The organism is Novosphingobium nitrogenifigens DSM 19370, assembly GCF_000192575.1.
Lineage (GTDB): Bacteria > Pseudomonadota > Alphaproteobacteria > Sphingomonadales > Sphingomonadaceae > Novosphingobium > Novosphingobium nitrogenifigens.
This window is the reverse complement of the sequence record NZ_GL876926.1, coordinates 239,289-260,020: the sequence shown is the minus strand read 5'-3', so window position 1 is coordinate 260,020 and position 20,732 is coordinate 239,289. Positions and strand designations below refer to the sequence as shown.

At 61.5% G+C, this 20,732-nt stretch carries 16 protein-coding genes and 1 tRNA gene; 12 read left to right on the top strand and 5 right to left on the bottom strand.

The annotated features are described in order from the left end of the window. Positions 1–224 precede the first annotated feature (224 nt). Genes Y88_RS01585 through Y88_RS01565 form a run of 5 tightly spaced genes read left to right on the top strand, consistent with a single transcriptional unit; the run spans position 225 to position 8,568 of the window. A complete protein-coding gene (locus Y88_RS01585; RefSeq protein WP_026166775.1) occupies positions 225–2,045 on the top strand; it encodes a type I restriction-modification system subunit M in 1,821 nt (606 codons plus the stop codon). Further along, positions 2,042–3,433, top strand: a complete 1,392-nt coding sequence (locus tag Y88_RS01580) for a restriction endonuclease subunit S (protein ID WP_018075268.1) — start codon at positions 2,042–2,044, stop codon at positions 3,431–3,433. Before Y88_RS01585 ends, Y88_RS01580 begins: the two co-directional genes overlap by 4 nt. Next, positions 3,430–4,350 (top strand): GIY-YIG nuclease family protein, encoded by a 921-nt coding sequence (locus tag Y88_RS01575; protein WP_008065563.1) that lies wholly within the window; start codon positions 3,430–3,432, stop codon positions 4,348–4,350. Before Y88_RS01580 ends, Y88_RS01575 begins: the two co-directional genes overlap by 4 nt. Next, positions 4,350–5,444 carry a DUF4268 domain-containing protein gene (locus tag Y88_RS01570; protein WP_008065562.1) on the top strand — a complete coding sequence of 365 codons (1,095 nt, stop codon included), beginning with the start codon at positions 4,350–4,352 and terminating at the stop codon, positions 5,442–5,444. The genes Y88_RS01575 and Y88_RS01570 overlap by 1 nt, the downstream gene beginning before the upstream one ends. A 13-nt stretch (positions 5,445–5,457) precedes the next feature. Beyond that, positions 5,458–8,568 carry a type I restriction endonuclease subunit R gene (locus tag Y88_RS01565; RefSeq protein WP_008065560.1) on the top strand — a complete coding sequence of 1,037 codons (3,111 nt, stop codon included), beginning with the start codon at positions 5,458–5,460 and terminating at the stop codon, positions 8,566–8,568. Between the two features lie 314 nt (positions 8,569–8,882). On the opposite strand, the gene Y88_RS01560 is transcribed toward Y88_RS01565, so the two are convergent. After that, positions 8,883–8,973, bottom strand: a tRNA-Ser gene (locus Y88_RS01560). 77 nt (positions 8,974–9,050) lie between these two features. Here Y88_RS01560 and Y88_RS01555 point away from each other — a divergent pair. Then, on the top strand, positions 9,051–10,016 hold the full coding sequence (locus Y88_RS01555) for a peptidylprolyl isomerase (RefSeq protein ID WP_008065557.1): 966 nt from the start codon (positions 9,051–9,053) through the stop codon (positions 10,014–10,016). Further along, positions 10,013–10,330 (top strand): DUF1905 domain-containing protein, encoded by a 318-nt coding sequence (locus Y88_RS01550; RefSeq protein ID WP_008065556.1) that lies wholly within the window; start codon positions 10,013–10,015, stop codon positions 10,328–10,330. The genes Y88_RS01555 and Y88_RS01550 overlap by 4 nt, the downstream gene beginning before the upstream one ends. Before the next feature lie 23 nt (positions 10,331–10,353). Here Y88_RS01550 and Y88_RS01545 read toward each other — a convergent pair whose 3' ends face one another. Then, positions 10,354–12,447, bottom strand: a complete 2,094-nt coding sequence (locus Y88_RS01545) for a RelA/SpoT family protein (RefSeq protein WP_008065555.1) — start codon at positions 12,445–12,447, stop codon at positions 10,354–10,356. A 117-nt stretch (positions 12,448–12,564) separates the two neighbouring features. Here Y88_RS01545 and Y88_RS01540 point away from each other — a divergent pair, with 117 nt between their 5' ends. After that, positions 12,565–13,800, top strand: a complete 1,236-nt coding sequence (locus tag Y88_RS01540) for a glycosyltransferase family 87 protein (protein WP_232280877.1) — start codon at positions 12,565–12,567, stop codon at positions 13,798–13,800. Here Y88_RS01540 and Y88_RS01535 read toward each other — a convergent pair. Next, positions 13,779–14,417: a GNAT family N-acetyltransferase gene (locus Y88_RS01535; protein WP_008065552.1), complete on the bottom strand. Its 639-nt coding sequence runs from the start codon at positions 14,415–14,417 to the stop codon at positions 13,779–13,781. The genes Y88_RS01540 and Y88_RS01535 overlap by 22 nt on opposite strands. Before the next feature lie 11 nt (positions 14,418–14,428). Further along, the gene (hemF, locus tag Y88_RS01530) at positions 14,429–15,310 is read right to left on the bottom strand and encodes an oxygen-dependent coproporphyrinogen oxidase (protein WP_008065551.1); all 882 of its coding nucleotides are present in this window, start codon (positions 15,308–15,310) and stop codon (positions 14,429–14,431) included. A 61-nt stretch (positions 15,311–15,371) separates the two neighbouring features. On the opposite strand from hemF, the gene pdeM reads away from it, so the two are divergent. From pdeM to Y88_RS19470, 4 genes are all read left to right on the top strand, one after another. Continuing rightward, positions 15,372–16,091, top strand: a complete 720-nt coding sequence (gene pdeM, locus Y88_RS01525; RefSeq protein ID WP_026166777.1) for a ligase-associated DNA damage response endonuclease PdeM — start codon at positions 15,372–15,374, stop codon at positions 16,089–16,091. A gap of 180 nt (positions 16,092–16,271) precedes the next feature. Next, positions 16,272–16,793 (top strand): translation initiation factor IF-3, encoded by a 522-nt coding sequence (gene infC, locus Y88_RS01520; RefSeq protein WP_026166778.1) that lies wholly within the window; start codon positions 16,272–16,274, stop codon positions 16,791–16,793. Positions 16,794–16,995: 202 nt separating this feature from the next. Beyond that, complete coding sequence (locus tag Y88_RS01515) at positions 16,996–18,135, top strand: potassium channel family protein (RefSeq protein ID WP_008065546.1); 1,140 nt, start codon at positions 16,996–16,998, stop codon at positions 18,133–18,135. A gap of 390 nt (positions 18,136–18,525) precedes the next feature. Further along, entirely contained in the window at positions 18,526–19,185 is a 660-nt protein-coding gene (locus Y88_RS19470; RefSeq protein ID WP_232280876.1) for a class I SAM-dependent methyltransferase, read from the top strand. Positions 19,186–19,233: 48 nt separating this feature from the next. On the opposite strand, the gene sthA is transcribed toward Y88_RS19470, so the two are convergent. Beyond that, positions 19,234–20,625 carry a Si-specific NAD(P)(+) transhydrogenase gene (gene sthA / locus Y88_RS01505; protein ID WP_008065542.1) on the bottom strand — a complete coding sequence of 464 codons (1,392 nt, stop codon included), beginning with the start codon at positions 20,623–20,625 and terminating at the stop codon, positions 19,234–19,236. Between the last annotated feature and the right edge of the window lie 107 nt (positions 20,626–20,732).

Sequence of the window (20,732 nt, the reverse complement as noted above, 5' to 3'; positions counted from 1 at the left end):
GGAGCACAGTCAAAACACCGCAGATTTCCGAGGCTTTCCGACTTATCGGGCGTCTATCGCACCACGCTTCCCACCACATCGTTTGAGTAGCGACGTGAAGCTGTTCAAGTAAGCGAAGAACTCGCGGCTGCAACACATCAGCATATGGCGTGCACGCCACCGGCAAACATCGTTGAACTCCCACGGCTCATCGGGCACTACCCCTCCCAACGGAGGCCGATCCCTTGAACCACCAATCTCTTTCCAATTTCATCTGGTCCGTGGCGGACCTCCTTCGCGGTGATTACAGGCAGTCCGAATACGGCCGCGTCATCCTGCCCTTTACGGTTCTGCGCCGCCTCGACTGCGTTCTGGCGCCCACCAAGGACGCCGTGCTGAAAGAGGCCGAGGCTGGCCGCCCCGATCCCTTCCTGATCCGCGCGGCCGGCATGCAGTTCTTCAACCGCAGCCCGCTCGATCTCGCCAAGCTCATCGGCGATCAGGACAACATCGGCACAAACCTGCTGTCCTACATCCAAGGCTTCTCGGCCGAGGTGCGCGACATCTTCGAACAGTTCGAGTTCGCCGCCCAGATCGACCGGCTGGCAAAAAACGGCCTGCTTTATCAAGTCACAGAACGTTTTGCCGGCATCGACCTTCATCCCGCTCGCGTCGACAACGCCCAGATGGGCCTCGCTTTCGAAGAACTCATCCGCAAGTTCGCGGAAATCAGCAACGAGACGGCCGGTGAGCACTTCACCCCGCGCGAGGTCATCCGCCTCATGGTCAACCTGATCTTCGTCGAGGATGACGAGGTGCTGACCAAGCCCAGCGTCGTGCGCTCCATCTATGATCCCACGGCAGGCACCGGCGGCATGCTCTCTATCGCCGAGGAATATCTGCGCGAGCACAACCCCACCGCCCAGCTCACCATGTGGGGGCAGGAACTCAACCCCGAGTCCTACGCCATCTGCAAGGCCGACATGCTGATCAAGGGGCAGGACATCACCAAGATCGTGCAGGGCAATACCCTGTCCAACGACGGCCACCCCACCGCCCGCTTTGACTACATGCTCTCCAACCCGCCCTTTGGCGTGGAATGGAAGAAAGTGCAGAAAGAGGTGCAGGACGAGCACCTGCGGCAAGGCTTCAATGGTCGCTTTGGCCCCGGTCTGCCGCGTGTGTCGGATGGCTCCTTGCTGTTCCTCATGCACCTGCTCTCCAAAATGCGCCCATGGACCGAAGGCGGCTGCCGCTTTGGCATCGTCCTCAACGGCTCGCCGCTCTTCACCGGCGGCGCGGGCAGCGGCGAGAGCGAGATCCGCCGCTATGTGCTGGAAAACGATCTGGTCGAGGCGATCATCGCCCTGCCCACCGATATGTTCTACAACACCGGCATTGCCACCTATGTCTGGATCCTGTCGAACAAGAAGCCGCAGGCCCGCACCGGCAAGGTCCAACTGATCGACGCCAGCAGCTTTTGGCAAAAGATGCGCAAGTCCCTCGGCTCCAAGCGCAAGGAAATGGGCGAAGCGCATATCGAGGACGTGACGCGCCTGTTCGGCAGCTTTGTCGAGGCGCAACTGGCCACCGTGCTGGACGCCAGCGGCAAGGAGGTCTCGCGCCAAATCGTCATCGCGGGCGAGGCCGCGCCGGAGGCGCCCGAGGGCGGCAAGGTGAAACTCGCGCCCCTCTCACGCATCTTCCCCACGCAAGCCTTTGGCTATCGCACCATCACCGTTGAACGCCCCCTGCGCGACGAGGCGGGCAAGCCGGTGCTGGGCCAAAAGGGCAAGGCCAAGGGCAAGATGCAGCCCGACAGCGCCCTGCGCGACACCGAGAACGTACCTCTGTCCGAGGACATCGAGACCTATTTCGAGCGCGAGGTGAAGCCCCATGCGCCCGATGCGTGGATCGACGAGACCAAGACCAAGGTCGGCTACGAGATCCCCTTCAACCGCCATTTCTATGTCTTTGAGCCGCCCCGGCGGCTCTCCGAGATCGACGCCGAACTGGCAGGCGTGACCGCGCGCATTCAGGTGATGCTGGCGGAGTTGGCCGCGTGAGCTTCCCCCCTTATGCCGAATACAAGGACAGCGGCGTGGCATGGCTGGGCGCGGTGCCGCGGCATTGGGAGGTCGCGGCTATTAAATGGATGGTCGATGACAATCGACCAATCACTTACGGCATCGTGCAGGCAGGGCCAGATACGCCTAATGGCATACCATACGTTCGACCGGCAGACATGACAGCGGAAAACGGCGTAGCGGACATGTCAACAATTTTGCGCACCACGCCTGAAATCGCAGCTCCCTACCAGCGAAGCGTTATTCGAACTGGTGATCTGATTTGCTCCATTGGCCCAAGCTTCGGCAAGGTGATGGTTGTTCCTAATGAGCTGGATGGCGGGAACCTAACGCAGGGCACTGCACGTATTGCCCCAAAGTCAGGGATCGAGCGGAGATTCCTCTTTTGGTTATTGCGCTCACGCGAAAGCGTGGCGCAGTGGGAAAGCTCAATCGGCGGGGCGACGTTTCGCGCCCTCAATCTGGAACCATTGGCAAATACCCTTGGATGCCTTCCCCCCTTTGCCGAGCAGGAGGCGATTGCGGGGTTTCTGGATCGGGAGGTGGGCAAGATTGATCGCTTGGCGGCAGAGCAGGAGCGCTTGATCGCGCTCTTGAAGGAAAAGCGCCAAGCGGTCATCTCCCACGCCGTCACCAAAGGCCTCAACCCCAATGCCCCCCTGAAAGACAGCGGCATCGAATGGCTCTGCCAAATTCCAGCCCATTGGGAGGTGGTTCGCATCAAGCACGTCGTTGTAACGATCGAACAGGGCTGGAGCCCTCAGTGCGATGCGACGCCAGCTGATGGCCCAGAACAATGGGGTGTACTGAAGGTCGGCTGCGTGAATGGGGACCGTTTCAACGCCTCTGAAAATAAAGCGCTTCCCGACGACCTTGAGCCTCTACCAGAGTTGAGCTTGCGCGCAGGCGACCTTCTTATCTCGCGTGCCAACACGCGCGAACTGGTCGGAAGTGCAGCTCTGGTGGAGCAGGATCACGACCACTTGTTGCTCTGCGACAAGCTGTATCGCTTGCGCTTGCAGACATCGGTCGCGTCACCAGAGTTTCTGACACTATTCCTCCGCAGCAGCATGGTCAGGGGCCAAATTGAGATCGCGGCATCGGGTGCAAGCAGTTCCATGCTGAACATCGGGCAATCGGTCATTCTTGAAATGGCCCTACCGCTGCCCCCGCTGGGCGAACAGGGTGAAATTGCCACATGGATTTTGAAATGTCGCGAGCAAATCGAAGCTTTGATCAATGACGCCCAATCCGCCATCACCTTGCTGCAAGAACGCCGCGCCGCGCTGATCTCGGCCGCCGTCACCGGCAAGATCGACGTCCGCGCCGCCGCCGCCAACACCACCGTCGAAATGGAACCCGCATGACCCGCGCCGCTGGCCGCAGCCTGGAACTGTATTACATCGATGGTCGCCCCGACGGGATGCTGACCGCCGAGATGTTCAACTGGACGGGGCATGTCCTGATGACCCCGCGCACCCAGATCGCCGCCGCTTTGGCGCGGCCAGAGGCAAGCTATGCGGGCATCTACCTCTTGCTGGGCGAGCAGGAGGGCGAACCGCTGGCCTATATCGGCGAGGGCGAGGACATCTCGGCCCGCATCCGCAGCCATGACGTGAAAAAGGATTGGTGGACCAGCGCCATCCTGATCACGGCGGCGGCCAACAAACTGAACAAGGCCCATGTGCGCTATCTGGAAGCCCGCCTGATCGCCGAGGCAAAGAGCATCGGCCGCATGCCGCTGGAAAACAGCGTGGCGCCCGGCTTGCCGGGCCTGAGCGAGGCCGATCAGGGCAAGATGGAAGCCTTCCTTGAAAACCTGTTGGTGGTGTTGCCAGCCGTGCGCGTGGACATGTTTATCCAACGGGCAAGGTCTGCGCCCAAGCCTGCCGTGGCGGCGCCTGCGACCGTGTTGGCTGAGCCGGAGGCCCGGTTTGTGCTTGAGGCAAAGCGGGCGGGACTGGTGGCTCATGCCACGCTGCAAGGGGGTGAGTTCATCGTCGAGAAGGGATCCATGGCCCGCCTGAACTGGGAAGGCTCATGGATTACTGGATATGCCCAGTTGCACGCTGAGTTGAAACGTGCCGGTGTGATGGAAGAGGCGGATGGGCATTGCCTCTTCGCTCAGAGTTACGCCTTCCAAAGCCCCAGCGCGGCGGCTGCCGTAGTCGTGGGGCGGCAGGCCAATGGCACCACCGAATGGAAGCACGAGGCGACCGGCGTCACTTATCGCGATTGGGAGGCCAGCCGTATCGAAGCCGCGCAAGCAACGGAGCCTGCCTGATGCCCGTCTATGAGCTTCTCGATGGGCGCTTGGCTCCTGCGAACCAAACGCTGTTTCAGGCCGAGGGCCTGAAGGAGCGACAGGACATCCAGCGCATGCTGCGCGAGCAAATCGCGGTGCTGGGCGACGACCTGTTCGTGCTGGCCGAGGAATATGGCGGCTGGGTGGACAGCAACCGCCGCATCGACCTCCTCTGCCTCGACAGTGACGCCAATCTGGTCGTCGTCGAACTGAAGCGCGACGATGCAGGACACATGGAACTGCAGGCCCTGCGTTATGCCGCCATGGTGGCGCGCATGACCTTTGCCGAGGCGGTCGCTGCCCATGCCGAGTTTCGCCGTCGCAATGGCCTGGATGGCGATGGTGCAGAGGCCGCCATTCTCGCCTTCCTGCGCTGGCAAGAGGAGACGGAGGAGAATTTCGCGCAATCGGTTCGGATCGTGCTCGCCTCTGCCGATTTCGGAAAAGAGCTGACCACTGCCGTTTTGTGGCTGCGCGATCAGGGGATCGACATCACCTGCATCCGCCTCAGCCCCTGCAAGCTGTCGGACGGACGACTTCTGCTCGATGTGCAGCAGATCATTCCGTTACCAGAGGCGGCGACTTTCCAGACCCAGATCGGGTTGAAACGGCAAGCCGAGCGCAAGGATCTGAGCGAACGCCATGAGCGTCGGCAGGCCTTCTGGACAGAATTGATCGCGCAGCCCGACGCCGGGCGATACAAGGGCAAGCCCGCTCCTGTCGGTGGCTGGATTGGGGGCAAGACAGCCCTGCGCGGCATCAACCTCAATTTGGCGATCCGCAGAGCCGACTGCCAAGCAGAGGTCTACATCGACAAAGGCAGGGATGCTGAAGCGGAAAATAACGCCATCTTTGATCGGCTGTTCAGCCACCGGGCAGAGATTGAAGCGCAATTCGGCGGCCCGCTGCTATGGCAGCGGCTGGAAAACGCCCGCGCTTGCCGGATAGCCGCGCCATGTGAGGGAGGCTGGTTGGCTCCTGAAAGCCAATGGTCGGCAATGCAGCAATCGCTGCTAGCTACTGCCCAGCGGCTCCACGATGCGGTTATGCCCTTTCTCGATGCCCAGAATTGATTGGTAATCGCCCATGAGCCTGCACAAGGAAAACCGCTTCGAGGACGAAATCTGCGCCGAACTGGCAGCGGCGGGCTGGTTGTATGAAGCGGGCGCGGCAACGCGTTATGATCGCGCCAGGGCGATGTTTGCAGAAGACCTTCAAAGCTGGATTGCGGCAAGCCAGCCGCAGGTGTGGGAGGCGCTGGGCAAAGCCCATGGGGGCGCTGCACTGGATGTCTTGTGCGACCGCATCCGCAAGTCGCTGCAGGACCGTGGCACGCTCGATGTGCTGCGCTATGGCGTCGAGTTGATCGGGGTAAAGGGGTTGGTCAGCCTTGCCCAATTCGCGCCTGCCTCGGGCATGAACCCTGACATCGTAGCCCGCTATCAGGCCAACCGCCTGCGTGTGGTGCGGCAGGTCCGCTATTCCAAGGCCAACGAGAATTGCATCGACCTTGTGCTGTTCCTCAATGGCATTCCGGTTGCCACGGTGGAGTTGAAGACCGACTTCACCCAGTCGGTGGGCGATGCCATGGACCAATACAAGTTTGACCGCACGCCCAAGGGGGAGCCGCTGCTCAGCTTTGCCACCGGCGCCTTGGTCCATTTCGCGGTGAGCAATCGCGATGTGATGATGACCACAAAGCTCGAAGGCGGGCCAACCCGTTTTCTGCCCTTCAATCGTGGCAACAATGGTGGCGCGGGCAATCCAGCCGATGGCACGGGCCATTCCACCGCCTATCTCTGGCGCGAGATCTGGCAGCGCGATAGCTGGCTTGAGATCCTCGGCCGCTACATGATCGCCAAACGCGACAGGAAGAAGCAGATCAGCGGCATCATCTTCCCCCGCTATCACCAGTTGGACGCCACCCGAAAGCTGAGGGCGCAGATCCGCGCGGAGGGCGCCGGCGGCCGCTTCCTGATCCAGCACAGCGCAGGGTCGGGCAAGACCAACTCCATCGCATGGGCAGCCCACTTCCTTGCCGACCTGCATGACGCAGCTGACGCCAAGATCTTCTCCAGCGTCATCGTCGTGTCGGATCGCAACGTGATCGACGCCCAGTTGCAGGACGCCCTGTTCGAGTTCGAGCGCACCAAGGGCGTGGTTGCCACCGTTACCAGCGACAGCGGCAGCAAGAGCGCCGCGCTGGCCGAGGCGCTGGACAGCGGCAAGAAGATCATCGTCTGCACCATGCAGACCTTCCCCTTCGCTCTGGAGGCCGTGCGTGAGCGCGCCGCCACCGATGGCAAGAAGTTCGCCGTCATCGCGGACGAGGCCCACAGCAGCCAAGCGGGGGAGACTGCCGCAAAACTGAAGGCGGTGCTGACGCCCGAAGAGATCGACGAGATCACCGATGGCGGTGAAATCAGCAGCGAGGACCTGCTGACAGCCCAGATGGCGGCGCGCGCGGCCAAGGATGGCGTGACCTATGTGGCCTTTACCGCCACGCCCAAGACCAAGACGATGGAATTGTTCGGCCGCCGCCCCAATCCCGACATGGCGGCCAGCGAGACGAACAAGCCCGTGCCCTTCCATGTCTATTCCATGCGACAGGCCATCGAGGAGGGCTTCATCCTCGACGTGCTGAAGAACTACACGCCCTACAAGCTGGCCTTCAAACTGGCCAATAATGGCGAGGAGTGGGACGAGCGCGAGGTCGAGAAGAGCGCCGCGATGAAGGGGATCATGCGCTGGGTGCGCCTGCATCCCTACAACATCGCGCAAAAGGTGCAGATCGTCGTCGAGCATTTCCGCGAAAACGTGGGGCCGCTGCTGGATGGCAAAGCCAAGGCCATGGTGGTGCTGGCCAGCCGCATCGAGGCGGTGCGCTGGCAGCAGGCGATTGACCGCTACATCAAGTCACAGGGCTATCGCATGGCGACGATGGTGGCCTTCTCGGGCGAGGTGGATAATCCAGAGGGTGATGATGACGAACCGCTGACGGAAACCAGCGCCAAGCTGAACCCGACGCTGAAGGGGCGTGACATCCGCGAGGCCTTCACCGATGAAGACGCCAAGATCCTGCTGGTGGCCAACAAGTTCCAGACCGGCTTTGACCAGCCCTTGCTGTGCGGCATGTATGTCGACCGGCGGCTGGCGGGCATTCAGGCGGTTCAGACTCTTTCGCGCCTCAATCGTGCCTATCCGGGCAAGGACACGACCTATATCCTCGATTTCGTGAACAGTTCCGAAGAGGTGCTGGAGGCCTTCCGCACCTACTACGACACAGCCGAGATCGCGGCTACCACAGATCCGAACCTCATCTTCGACCTGCGCGCCAAACTCGATGCCTCGGGCCACTATGACAACCATGAGGTTGATCGACTGGTTCGGGTTGAACTCGACCCGAGCGCCACACAGGGCCAACTGCATGGCGCGTTGGAACCAGTCGCCCAGCGCCTGCTCATCCAATACAAGGACGCCTTTTCGCGCTGGAAGGACGCGCTGGCCAACGACAAGCCCAAGGCGGCCAACGATGCCAAGGACGAAGTCAACGTCCTGTTGCTGTTCAAGAACGACATGCAGGCTTTCGTGAGCCTCTACATGTTCCTGTCGCAGATCATCGACTTTCACAGCACCGAGATCGAAAAGCGCTTCATGTTCTATAAGCGCCTGATCCCGTTGCTGGAGTTCGGCCGTGAGCGCGACGGCGTGGATCTGTCAGGCGTACGTCTGACGCACCACACGCTAAAGGACCTGGGAAAGCGCAACATCAGCGTGACAGGCGGTGAGAAGACGCCACTGGCCCCCATCACAGGTCCGGGCAGCGGCGCTGTGCAGGACAAAGAAAAGGCCTTGCTGGCCGAGATCATCGCCAAGGTGAACGACCTGTTCGAAGGCGACCTGACAGATGGGGACCAACTCATCTATGTAAACAATGTCATCAAGGGGAAATTGCTGGAGTCGGAGGTGTTGCGCGTTCAGGCGCGGAACAATTCCAAATCCCAGTTTGCCGCTTCACCTGCATTGGCCAATGAAATCATGAATGCGGTCATGGATGCCCTGACTGCCCATGGAGCCATGAGTACACAGGCACTCAATAGCTCATTGGTTAGAGATGGGCTTAAGGACATTCTCCTCGGCCCGGGACAACTGTACGAGGCCCTTCGGGAGCAACCTGCAGACGGGAACCAAGTCTAGCCGCCAGAACTCTATCAAGGTGGTGCGTTACCTGCGATTGGGCCCCCGCGGGATGCCCCCCGCACCCATGGAATGGCTGGAAAACCAACGGGAGAGTTCTTGCTGCCTCTACCGGTCAGTATCTGGAATCGGGTACTGTGGGCATGCCGCCGTGGGCACGGTCGAAACCCCATATCAGAAAAGCTACCCCCACCTTTACCCCCAATTGCGTGGTATCAGTTGGATATCCAAGGTTGTGATTGGGCGAGAATGACCTGCCAACACCTCAAAATATTGCACTTTAGCAAGGTGTTGCATCACTTGGCGATGGTAAATGGCGGAGCGGGAGGGATTCGAACCCTCGATACGCTTTTGACGTATACTCACTTTCCAGGCGAGCGCCTTCGACCACTCGGCCACCGCTCCGCATGCACTGGAAGAGGCAGCGCCCTAGCGGGAAGGTGGGGGTTTCGCAAGGGCATGTGCACTGGCATGGTGGGGGTATGAGCATTTTTTCGCATCGTTCGTGGCGCGTGGCGCTTTTGTCGGTCGGTTTGAGCGCCTTGGTGGGGTTTTCGGGAGAGACCTTTGCGGCCACGAAGGGGACTGACGGGCCGTTGACGCCGCCCGACATCGTAGCGAGTGCCGCGGCCGGGGAATGGGTGGCGATCGCGCCGTCTGATCTTCTGGTCATGGATCTGGCACCCGATACAGCGGGACATGCACGGCGCGTGGTGATCCAGTTGTTGCCTGCGCCCTTTGCGCAAGGCTGGATCGGCAATATCCGCAAGCTCGCCGCCGCGCACTGGTGGGACGGGATGAGCATCAACCGGCTGCAGGACAATTACGTCGTGCAATGGGGTGATCCCGAAGGCGATGACAAGGCCAAGGCGAAGCCCGTGCCCTCCGGTCTTTTGGAAAACAGCGAGGGCGCCTACGTCACGCCGCGCTTTGCCCTGCCTGCCGGAATCGAATCCGCTCCGTCGTTCGGGGCCGATGCCTATGCCCCCGAAACGCGGATCATCGGCGGCTGGCCGATGGGGCTCGACAAGGATCATGCATGGCCGCTCCATTGCTATGGCATGGTCGGCGTCGGCCGCGACAATCCGCCCGACACAGGCAGCGGCGCCGAACTCTATGCCGTCATCGGGCAGGCTCCACGTCAGCTTGACCGCAACATCGCCCTTGTCGGCCGCGTGATCGAGGGGATCGAGTGGCTTTCCAGCCTTCCGCGCGGGACTGGTCCGATCGGGTTCTATGCAACACCAGGCGAACGGGTTCCGATTCTGTCGATCCGCAACGGCACCGACGTGACCGGCCTTCCGACCTATCAGGCGCTTGCCACCACCGGCCCGACGTTTGCCCGCTATGCCGACGCCCGGGCCAATCGCCGCGACCGCTTTTTCGTGAAACCTGCTGGCGGCGTCGATGCCTGCAACGTGCCGGTTCCGATCCGACGCGCGCCATGACCGGAGAAGTCCACCATTTCACCACGCCGCTCTGGCGCTGGCAGAATGAAAGCCAGGGGAGCTGGCACTTCATCACTGTGCCCTCCCCCGTCGATGAAGCGCTGTCCGCCCATGCATTGATGCAACGGCTGGAACTGGGGCGCAGACGGGGCTTCGGCGCGATCAAGGTGCGCATCCAAATCGGCGAAAGCCAATGGGATACGTCCGCCTTCCCCTTGCGCGACACCGGCTGGGCCATTCCGGTGAGCGCCAAGATCCGCAAGGCCGAAGCCCTGTCCGAGGGCGACATGGTTGACGTTACCCTCGGGTTTTAGGCCAGACACTTTTCAGGCAGGGATCATATCCGATCGGCCTGCGCGATCGCGTCACTGGCCCGCAATGCGCTGATGATGCGGGTCAGGTGGGCAAGGTCGCGCACTTCCAGGTCGATGACATAGGTGTGGAACGGATTTTCGCGCTGCGTCATTTCCAGATTGACGACATTGGCGTGGTTCTTGGCAAAGATCCCCGCCATTTCCGCCAGAGTGCCGGGGCGGTTGTAAAGCTCGGCACGCAGGCGACCGATCGCGCCGTCCGTGCGCGCATCCCATGACAGGTCGATCCAGTCCGCGTCGACGCCGTTCGCCAGTTCGAGACAATCGATCGAGTGAACCTCCACCCCCATGCCGGGGCGACGCAGACCGACGATGCGGTCGCCCGGAACCGGGTGGCAGCATTCGGCCAGCTTGAACGCCATGCCCGGCGTCAACCCGCGCACCGCGATCGCGCGCTTCTGCTTGGGCCAATCCTCGGCTTCGGGCATGTGCGCGGCACTGCCCGGCATGAGTGCCTCCATGACCTGCCGATCATCGAGCCGTGCTTGTCCGATGGCGACCATGAGGTCTTCCTCGCTGCCCAGCTTCAACCGCTTGACCGCTTCGGCCAGAGCCTTTTTGCCGATGTTCGAAGGCAGGCGCTCAACGATCTCGTCATAGAGCTTGCGCCCGATTGCGGCGATCTCGGCGCGTTCCTTTTGGCGCACGGCGCGACGGATCGCTGCGCGTGCCTTGCCCGTCACGGCAAAGGACAACCACGAAAGCTGCGGCTCGGACGTCCGGCTCTTGATGATTTCGACCACGTCGCCATTGACGAGCGGCGTGCGCAAGGGAACGTGACGCCCGTTGATCTTCGCCCCGACGGCCGCCGCCCCCAGATCAGTATGAACGGCAAAGGCAAAGTCGATCGGCGTCGCCCCCTTGGGCAGCTGAAACAGCGAACCCTTGGGTGTGAAAGCGAAGATGCGATCCTGGTACATCGCCATCTTCGTGTTTTCGAGCAGTTCTTCGGCATCGCTGCTGGCGTCGAGAATTTCGATAAGGTCGCGCAGCCAGCCGACTTGCGCGTCGGGTTGCGTGCCCCCCTGCTTGTAGGCCCAATGCGCAGCCAGACCGTATTCGTTGGTTTGGTGCATTTCCCGTGTCTTGATCTGAACTTCGACGCGCATCGCATTGGAATAGATCAATGAAGTATGCAGGCTGCGATAGCCGTTCATCTTCGGCGTGGAGATATAGTCCTTGAACCGCCCGGGGATCATCTGCCAGGTCTGGTGCAGGACACCCAGCGCCGCATAGCAGTCCTCGACCGTATCGGTCAGCACGCGGAACGCCATGATATCGGTGATCTGTTCGAACGAGACATGCCGCTCGGCCATCTTCTTCCAGATCGAATAGGGGTGCTTTTCGCGGCCTGCGACTTCGATGCTCAGGCCTGCTCCGGCAAGCGCCTGCTTGAACGCCAGCGCGATGGTATCGACTTCGCCCTCGCCCTCGGTCCGGATCGCTTCGAGCCGTCCGGTGATCGTCGCATAGGCTTCCGGCTCGAGTTGCTGGAACGAGAGCATCTGCATCTCGCGCATGTATTCGTACATGCCGACCCGCTGGGCGAGCGGGGCATAGATTTCCATCGTCTCGCGCGCGATGCGCCGACGCTTGTCCTCGCTGCGGATGAAATGCAGCGTCCGCATGTTGTGCAACCGGTCCGCGAGCTTGACCAGGAGGACGCGCAAGTCCTCGCTCATCGCCAGCAGGAACTTGCGCAGGTTTTCCGCCGCGCGCTCGCTTTCCGTCATCGTCTCGATCTTGGAAAGCTTGGTTACCCCGTCGACCAGCCGGGCGACATTGGCGCCGAACAGGCGTTCGATTTCCTCGGTCGTTGCCAGCGTGTCCTCGACCGTGTCGTGGAGCAGCGCGGTCATGATGGTTTCCTGATCGAGCTTGAGCTCGGTCATCAACCCGGCGACTTCTACCGGATGGGAAAAATAGGGGTCGCCGCTCGCCCGTTTCTGCGTCCCGTGTTTCTGCACGGTATAGACATAGGCGCGGTTGAGCATCGCCTCATCCGCATCGGGGGCATAAGAGAGAACACGTTCGACAAGTTCGTACTGGCGCAGCATGATGGCCCCAAGATGGGCCGAGCGCCTTGCCGAGAGCAAGGGAAAAGGCGCCCGGCGAATACCTTTCCTTCATTATTTCATGGTTAACCCTCGGTCATGTTCGGGCGGACAACAGGCATGGCACGCCATCGGGCGGACGACCTCGGCGATGGGGACAAAACCGCGTCCTCCTCGCCCACCACAGGCCTGATCGCGGCACTGCGAGCCAATGCATGGCCCGACCGCCCCCGTTCGCGGGTCTTCGCGGTCTTCGTCCTCCTGGCTTACCTTCCCATGCTGGCCCGCGTCTTCGGCGAAGCGACCGGCCGCGTGGGCAGCGACTTTCTCGCCTTCTGGGGCGCGGGGCGACTGGTGCTGCGGGGGACGCCGTGGCGTGCCTATGACCTTGTCGCCGAACATGCAGCCCAGATGGCAAGCCACACCGGACAGATGGTCGCCTATGTCAATCCGCCGCCTTACCTTTTCCTGACCGCGCCGCTCGGCTTTTTGTCCTATCCGTCGGCATGGCTCGCATGGGCTGCCGCGGGTTGGGTCGTGTGGTTTCTCGTCTGCCGGCAGCTCCTGCCCAAAGACCCGCTGGTCGTCCTCGCTTTCCCCGGCGCCTATCTCGCCGCAAGCCATGCGCAGAACGGTTTTGTCACCGGCGCCCTGCTGGTGGGCGGTGTGCTCGCCCTCGCCCGATCCGAAATGCTGGCCGGGGCTCTGTTCGGCGCTCTTGTCATCAAGCCGCACCTTGCCCTGCTGGTTCCGCTCTGGCTCTTGGCCGGACGGCGGTGGCGCGCACTGGGAGCCGGAGCAGCTTCCGCCCTGATGCTCTGCGGCCTTTCTCTCGCGGTCTTCGGCCCGGGAACATGGGCGGCATGGCCCGACAGCTTCCGGGTCAGCGAAGTGCTGATGGCCCAGACGGGCGGGGAGTTCTTCCTGCGCATGGCAACACCCTATGCTGCGCTGCGCGTTCTGGCCGGACCGGGCCTTGTCCCGATGGTCGGGCAGGCCGCGATCACGCTGGCCTGCGCCGGGCTGCTCTGGCGCGTGACCCGGCGCCGTGGGGCCGATGCCGGGACCGGCGCCCTCATGCTGGCAACGACGGCAATCGCCTCACCCTATCTGTTCAGTTACGACTTTCCGTTCCTGATCCAGCCGGTCGCATGGGTGCTCACCGATGCCCGGATGCGTGGTTGGCGCCCGTTCGAAAAGATCGCGCTGGTCCTCTTGTGGTTCGCTCCATTGGCGACGCGCGCGGCGGCCCTGCCCCTGCATCTCAACCTGATGCCCGTGGCAGGCGCCGCACTTGTCGCGGTAGTCGCCTCCCGTCTGGGAGGCCCGTCGGATCAGTCCACGATCAACGGGTGAAGCGCCCCCATGTCCGCGGGCAACAGGCCGGCGGCACGCGGATCGCGGAACACTTCGACAAAGCGCGCCTTGGGCTCGAAGCCTTGCGCGCGGTAAAAGGCCACTGCGCGCGGATCGTCGAGCGTGCAGGTATGGACCCAGACCCGCTCGATCCCGTCCCGCCATGCCCGCTGCAATGCCCGCCGCATCAACCATTTGCCAAAGCCGTTGCCTGTCGCCTTGGGGACGAACCCGAAAAAGGCGATTTCACAGGCACCTTCGGTACGGAAATCGAGTTCGAGCATGCCGATTTCGACACGCGCGCGGTCGATCACCGCATAAAGCTCGACAGCCGGATCGTGAATGATCGCCTCAAGCGCCGCATCCTCGAGCGCGAGGCGCGACCACCACAGCCACGGCGCACCGATGCGGCGATAGAGCAAGCGATAGCGTTCGGCTTCACAGTCGGTCCAACGCACCATCTGCAAAGGCACGTCGGGCTCGGGTTGTAACCGCCGCACATATTCGGGCGGCTCACGCATTTCGAGCGCGGTGACGACCGCAGCCAGATCGCCGGGCGCGACCGCATGGAAACCGTGCGCCAGAGACGCGTTGGCCGGATCATGGGAAATCGCCATATCGCTCCCTTTCAGGCCCAGATCGCTTCGGGCGGCAGGCTCATCAGGATCGCGTCGATATTGCCGCCGGTCTTGAGCCCGAACAGCGTGCCGCGATCGTAGACCAGATTGAATTCGGCATAACGCCCGCGCCAGACGAGTTGCTGGTGCTTTTCCGCTTCGGTGAACGGCATCCCCATGCGGCGACGGACCAGACGGGGGAACACGTCGAGAAAGGCTTCACCGACATCGCGGGTAAAGGCGAAGTTGGCTTCGAACCCGTCCATGTCCGGGCATTCGAGATGATCGTAGAAAATCCCCCCGACCCCGCGGTGGACACGGCGATGGGGAATATAGAAATAGTCGTCGGCCCACGCCTTGAACCGGGGATAATAGCCCTCGTCATGCGCGTCGCAGGCAGCCTTGAACGCGGCATGGAACTCGGCGGTATCCTCGTCATAGGGGATCGGCGGATTGAGATCGCCGCCGCCGCCGAACCACGCCTTGCGCGTGGTCAGGAACCGGGTGTTCATATGCACGGCCGGGACATGCGGATTGGCCATGTGCGCGACCAGGCTGATGCCGGTGGCGGTAAAGGTCGGGTTTTCCGGATCCGCTCCATTGATGGTCCGGGCGAATTCGGGGCTGAACACCCCGCCGACGGTCGAGACATTGACTCCGACTTTCTCGAAGACCTTGCCTTTCATCAGGCCCTGTACCCCGCCGCCGCCGTTTTCGACGGGTTCCCCGGCATGCTCGCGATTCCACGGCGTATAGGTAAAGCACGCATCGCTGCCTGCTTCGCGTTCGATCGCTTCGAATGCGGCGCAGATGCGATCGCGCAGGGATTCGAACCAGACCCGCGCACGCGCGGTCGCGTCGGTCCAGTCAGCTTGAGGGATCGTCTCGGTCATCCTGTCCTCGATGTTTCGGCCCGGCCTTGCCAAGCTTGGCGCCCTGCGGCAAGGGCAAGCGATGGTTCCCGTTCCGTTCGCATCATTTTCCTTTCGCGGGCACGAATTGGCCCTCGGCACCGGGAACGAAACTGCGCGTGCCGTCTATTGGACAGAAGAACAGGCCCTCCTGGTCGCCGACCTCCATCTCGAAAAGGCGAGCCACTTTGCCCGCCATGGACAGATGCTTCCCCCCTATGACAGCCGGGAAACGCTGGAACGGCTGGCCCATGCCCTCCGCTTGACGGGAGCGCGGCGGGTCTTTTGCCTCGGGGACAATTTCCACGATGCGGCGGGGCCTGCGCGACTCGACCCACATACCGCCGGGATGCTCGCCACGCTCACTCGGGCGACCGACTGGGTGTGGATAACCGGGAATCACGATGAAAAGGGTGTGCACGATCCGGCTGCCCCGACGATCCCGGGCACCCATGTCGAGGAACTCGACCTTGCGGGCATGGTCCTGCGCCACGAAGCGCGTGCGGGAGAGACTCGGGGAGAACTCTCGGGGCACTTCCATCCCCGCCTGCGCATCGTGCAAAGAGGTCGTGCGATCCGGCGCCCTTGCGTCGTTGCCAGCGATACCCGCTTGATTCTCCCGGCTTTCGGGACCTTGACCGGGGGACTCGACGCGGCCGATCCGGCGATCCTTGCCGCCATGCACCCCGCCCGCAGCATCGACGCACTGGTCCCGGCAGGCACGCGCGTAGCCCGTTTTCCCGTTTGGAAAGAGACCGCCTGAGCAGGTACGAGCCGAAAAATTCGGGATATTTTCACCCCGCCGTGCGATCGGAGCATCCAATTGCACCGAGTTTCTCTTGGCCCTTTAACTGTCGCCGCGATATGATATGAGCGTGCGATCAATTTGCCGCCTATAAGTTCCACAACAGGAGACCTGAAAATAGCTCCCCCACCCCGGCGCATGATGGCGCCCCCAGTCAAGAGCGGGCCTCGCTACAACCACATGATCAACACGCCCAAGGTGCGTGTGATCGATGAGGAAGGCGAAAACCTCGGCATCATGTATACTCGCGAAGCGATCGAGCAGGCCGCAGAGGTCGGACTCGACCTCGTCGAGGTATCGCCCAATGCCGATCCGCCGGTGTGCAAGTTCCTCGACGTCGGCAAGTACCGATACGAGGCGCAGAAAAAGGCCAATGCCGCACGCAAGACCCAACGGACGCAGGAGATCAAGGAGATCAAGATGCGTCCGAACATCGACGACCACGACTATGACGTGAAGCTGCGCAACGTGCACCGCTTCATTGAAGAAGGCGACAAGGTGAAAGTCACCCTGCGCTTCCGTGGTCGCGAACTCTCGCACCAGCAGTTGGGGATGAACCTCCTGCGCCGCGTGCAGGACGATGTCGCGGAAATCGCGAAGGTCGAAGCGTTCCCACGCATGGAAGGCCGCCAGATGCTGATGGTGCTCTCCCCCAAGTAAGCACTTTCGGCCCTTGGGCCAGACCGATCGAAAAGGGGCGGAACCGGACTGGTGACGCCCCTTTTTTCTTGGGGCCCACGGCGGTCATGCCTCTCCCCATACGGTTAAAATCGCCTGCGAAATCGCCCTGAGGGGAGAATGACGCCTCGACGCTGGACAAGCGACAGGCCCTGCGCCACACCCGGCGTCGGACGGGGATTTCATGGCAAGCCAACCACCAACGCAGGAACCAAAGTATCCGAGTGCGGCCTATGTCGGTTCGACACAGGGAACCGGCGGCGTTCTTGCCTCGCCGATCAAGCTTCTGTCCGGCACCGTCGTCTATGTGACGATCGTTTTCATCGCCTCCACGATCGGATATGTCATTGCCGGCTGGCCGCTCAGCGACGCGGCCTACATGGTGCTGCTGACCATCTATTCGGTCGGCTATGGCGAAGTCCGGCCGATCGACACGACTTTCCTGCGCGTGTGGACCACCATGACGATCGTGCTCGGATGTACCGGCATGATCGTGCTGACCGGTGCCTTGGTGCAGGTATTCACGCTTTTCCAGTTCCGTCGCCTTCTGGGACTTGATCGTATGCAGACCGAAATCGAACGGCTCGACACCCATGCCATCGTTTGCGGCTTTGGCCGCATCGGCGTGCAGCTCGCCAAGGCGCTGACCGATGCGCGCCACCCCTTCCTCATCATCGAACGCGATCCGGGCAAGGCGGACGAAGCGCGCGCGGCAGGCTTCCTCACTCTGGTCGGCGAAGCGACGCACGAAGAAACGTTGAAAGCTGCCGGCATCGAGCGGGCGCGCGTCCTGGCGACCGTTCTTCCCGACGATGCCGCCAATGTCTTCATCACGCTCTCGGCCCGCAATCTCAATCCGAAGGTGCAGATCATCGCGCGTGGCGAAGCGCCCTCGACCGAAAGCAAACTGTTCCATGCCGGCGCCGACAAAGTCGTGCTGCCCACGCACATCGGCGCGGAACGGATTACCGAATTGATCCTTTTCCCCGCGACCGAAAGCGTTCTGGGCGACACGCTCGAAATCGGTGCGGTCAAACGCAACCTCAACGACTTCGGCCTCGATCTCGAAGTCGTGACGGCCGGTGAACGCGGCGCCCTGACCGGCCTTACCGTCGGCGAGGCGGAGCGGCGCGGGAACGGCGCTTTCTTCATCGTCCAGATCGACCGCGAAGGCGGTCAGTCGATCCAGCATCCCGGCGAAGACGTGCGGATCGAGGCCGGGGACCTGATCCTGCTGGTCGTGCGCGGCAGCCGCCTTTCTGCGGGTGCCATCTTCAACGCGCCGCAGCGGCCGGTCCGCCACGGGCGCATGTTCATTGGCTAACCCACCTTAAGCCGCCAATACATCTGATGACCCTTGCGGGAAACTGCGCGGAGACGATCCGCGCGGCATGGCAATGCGATTCCCGCAGCAGACGCAGTCGGCGAGAAGCAAGGCTGGCGCCCCCTGGAAGCGCGGACCACGTGCCGGCCTTCCTGCCGGGAAAGCCAGTCGAACCAGCGATCAACACGATTGCATGCGCTGAACCCGCGCATAGTCCCATAACCATTTGTATAAAAACAAATATCGTGTTTGAAATCGAAAAAGAAATGAAAATTGACAGCAATTAAAACTCGTGTTAATCAGTCAATTACATTCCGAATAATATTATGAAATAATATTATAACCTTACCTTACGGTCGCACTGGAATGAATGCAGCGTGAGGTGCAGTCATGGTTTTTGTGCAATACGGATGCGGTTTCTCCGCCGGAGAAGGTTGGCTTAATTTCGATGCTTCACCGACTCTATGGATCGAAAGAATTCCGGCAATCGGAAATCTGATCTCATCCATTTTTTCGGGAAACTCCGCCCGTTTTCCTGATAGCGTAAAATTTGGAGATATCAGGAAAGGCCCCCTTGTTGCGCCAGGGACTGCCAGAGGAGCCTATGCATCGCATGTCCTTGAGCATTTGAGTCTCAACGACTTCAGAACCGCGATCACCAATACCTATACCATGCTTGCCCCCGGAGGGGTCTTTCGCCTCATCGTCCCCGATCTTCTTGGGCGGGCAAAAAAATACATCGGCGATGCCGATCACGATTCGTCAGCCGCTCCTGATTTCCTGCGCTCTTGCCTTCTCGGGAAGGAGACCCGCGCGCAGAGCGCAAAGGGAGCGATCCGCGAATTCATGGGCAATTCCGCCCATCTGTGGATGTGGGATGAAAAGTCAATTTTCAGCGAACTCGAAAAGGTCGGGTTCGTCGATATCCGAAGGTGCACTTTCGGGGATTCAGGCATCAACATGTTCAATGCCGTGGAAGAAAAAAGCAGATTCCACGATGAAACCTGGGACATTGACGAATGCGCCATAGAGGCACGCAAGCCTCTATAGGCATTCGTGAAATCCGGTGTTTCATGGATAGATAGATGCTGATCCCCGTTATTTCGGCATCCGGTTCCAGGCATCGAGCGCGGCGATCTTGTACGCTTCGGCGAGAGTCGGGAAATTGAAGGTGTTCTCGATAAAGAAATCGAGCGTGCCTTTGAGATTGAGCACCGCCTGACCGATGTGAACCAGTTCGGTCGCCCCTTCGCCCATGATATGCGCACCAAGCAGGCGACGGGTCTTGAGCGAGAAGATCAGCTTCATGACACCCGAATTGAGGCCCATGATATGCCCGCGCGAGGTTTCGCGAAGACGGGCGATCCCCACTTCATAGTGGATGCCGCGCGACTTCACTTCCTCTTCGGTCATGCCGACGGTCGAGATTTCCGGCACCGAATAGATCCCATAGGGGAAATAGTGCGGCGCTGGCGGCAACGGCAGGTCGAAAGCATGACAGGCCGCGATTCGCCCCTGTTCCATCGACGTGGAGGCAAGGCTGGGGAAGCCGATGACGTCACCGGCGGCATAGATATGCGGCACGGCGGTCTGGCAGGTGGCCGGATCAACTGCGATCCGCCCGCGTTTGTCGACCGAAAGACCACACTTTTCAAGATCGAGCGTTGCCGTCGCGCCCGAGCGCCCGGCCGCATAGAGCAGCATTTCGGTCCGGATCGAGCGCCCGTCGGCCAGAGTCGTCGTGACCCAGCCGTCTTCGCCCTTTTCGACTTTCTCGACAGCGACACCCATGCGAACGACCATGCCGCGATCGCGCAATTCATGGATGAATTCGTCGATGATCTCGCGGTCGATGAATTCCAGAAAACGGTCTCGCGGTTCGACCAGCGTGACCGGCACGTCGAGCGCGGAAAAGATCGTCGCATATTCGATGCCGATGACCCCGGCTCCGACGACGGTCAGGCTGCGTGGGACACGCGGCATTTCGACGACGCGATCGCTGTCGATCACGCTGACATCGTCAAAGGGAATGTTGGCCGGGCGGTGCGGAACGGTCCCGACGGCGATCAGGATCCGCTCGCCCTCGACATTGACTTCGCTGCCGTCGGCGCGAAGCACGATAAGTTCATTGGGGCCGCCGAAGCGAGCCACGCCGGTCATCGTCTGGATCTGGTTGCGGTGGAACTGGTGCTCCAGCACGTTCACTTCGTGCTCGAGCGTCTTGGCAAGGCGGATGGACAAGTCCCCGCCGTCGATGTCCTGCTTGACGCGATAGGAATCGCCATAGAACCCCCGCTCGCGCCAGCCGGAAAGATTGAGAGCGGTTTCGCGCAAGGTCTTGGACGGAATGGTACCGGTATGCACCGACACGCCGCCCACTCTTTGCCGTCCCTCGATCACCAGAACCCGCTTGCCGAGCTTGGCGGCCTGCACTGCCGCGCGGCGCCCGGCCGGACCACTGCCGATGACGACGAGATCGTATTTTTCCATGCCGCTCCTCAAAAGGCCGCAGACCGCCTCGATACGGGGCGGCAGGTTCCTGTCACGACATTCTCACCCGTCGGTCGGCCGTTTCTGACTGATGCAGCCGTATCGGG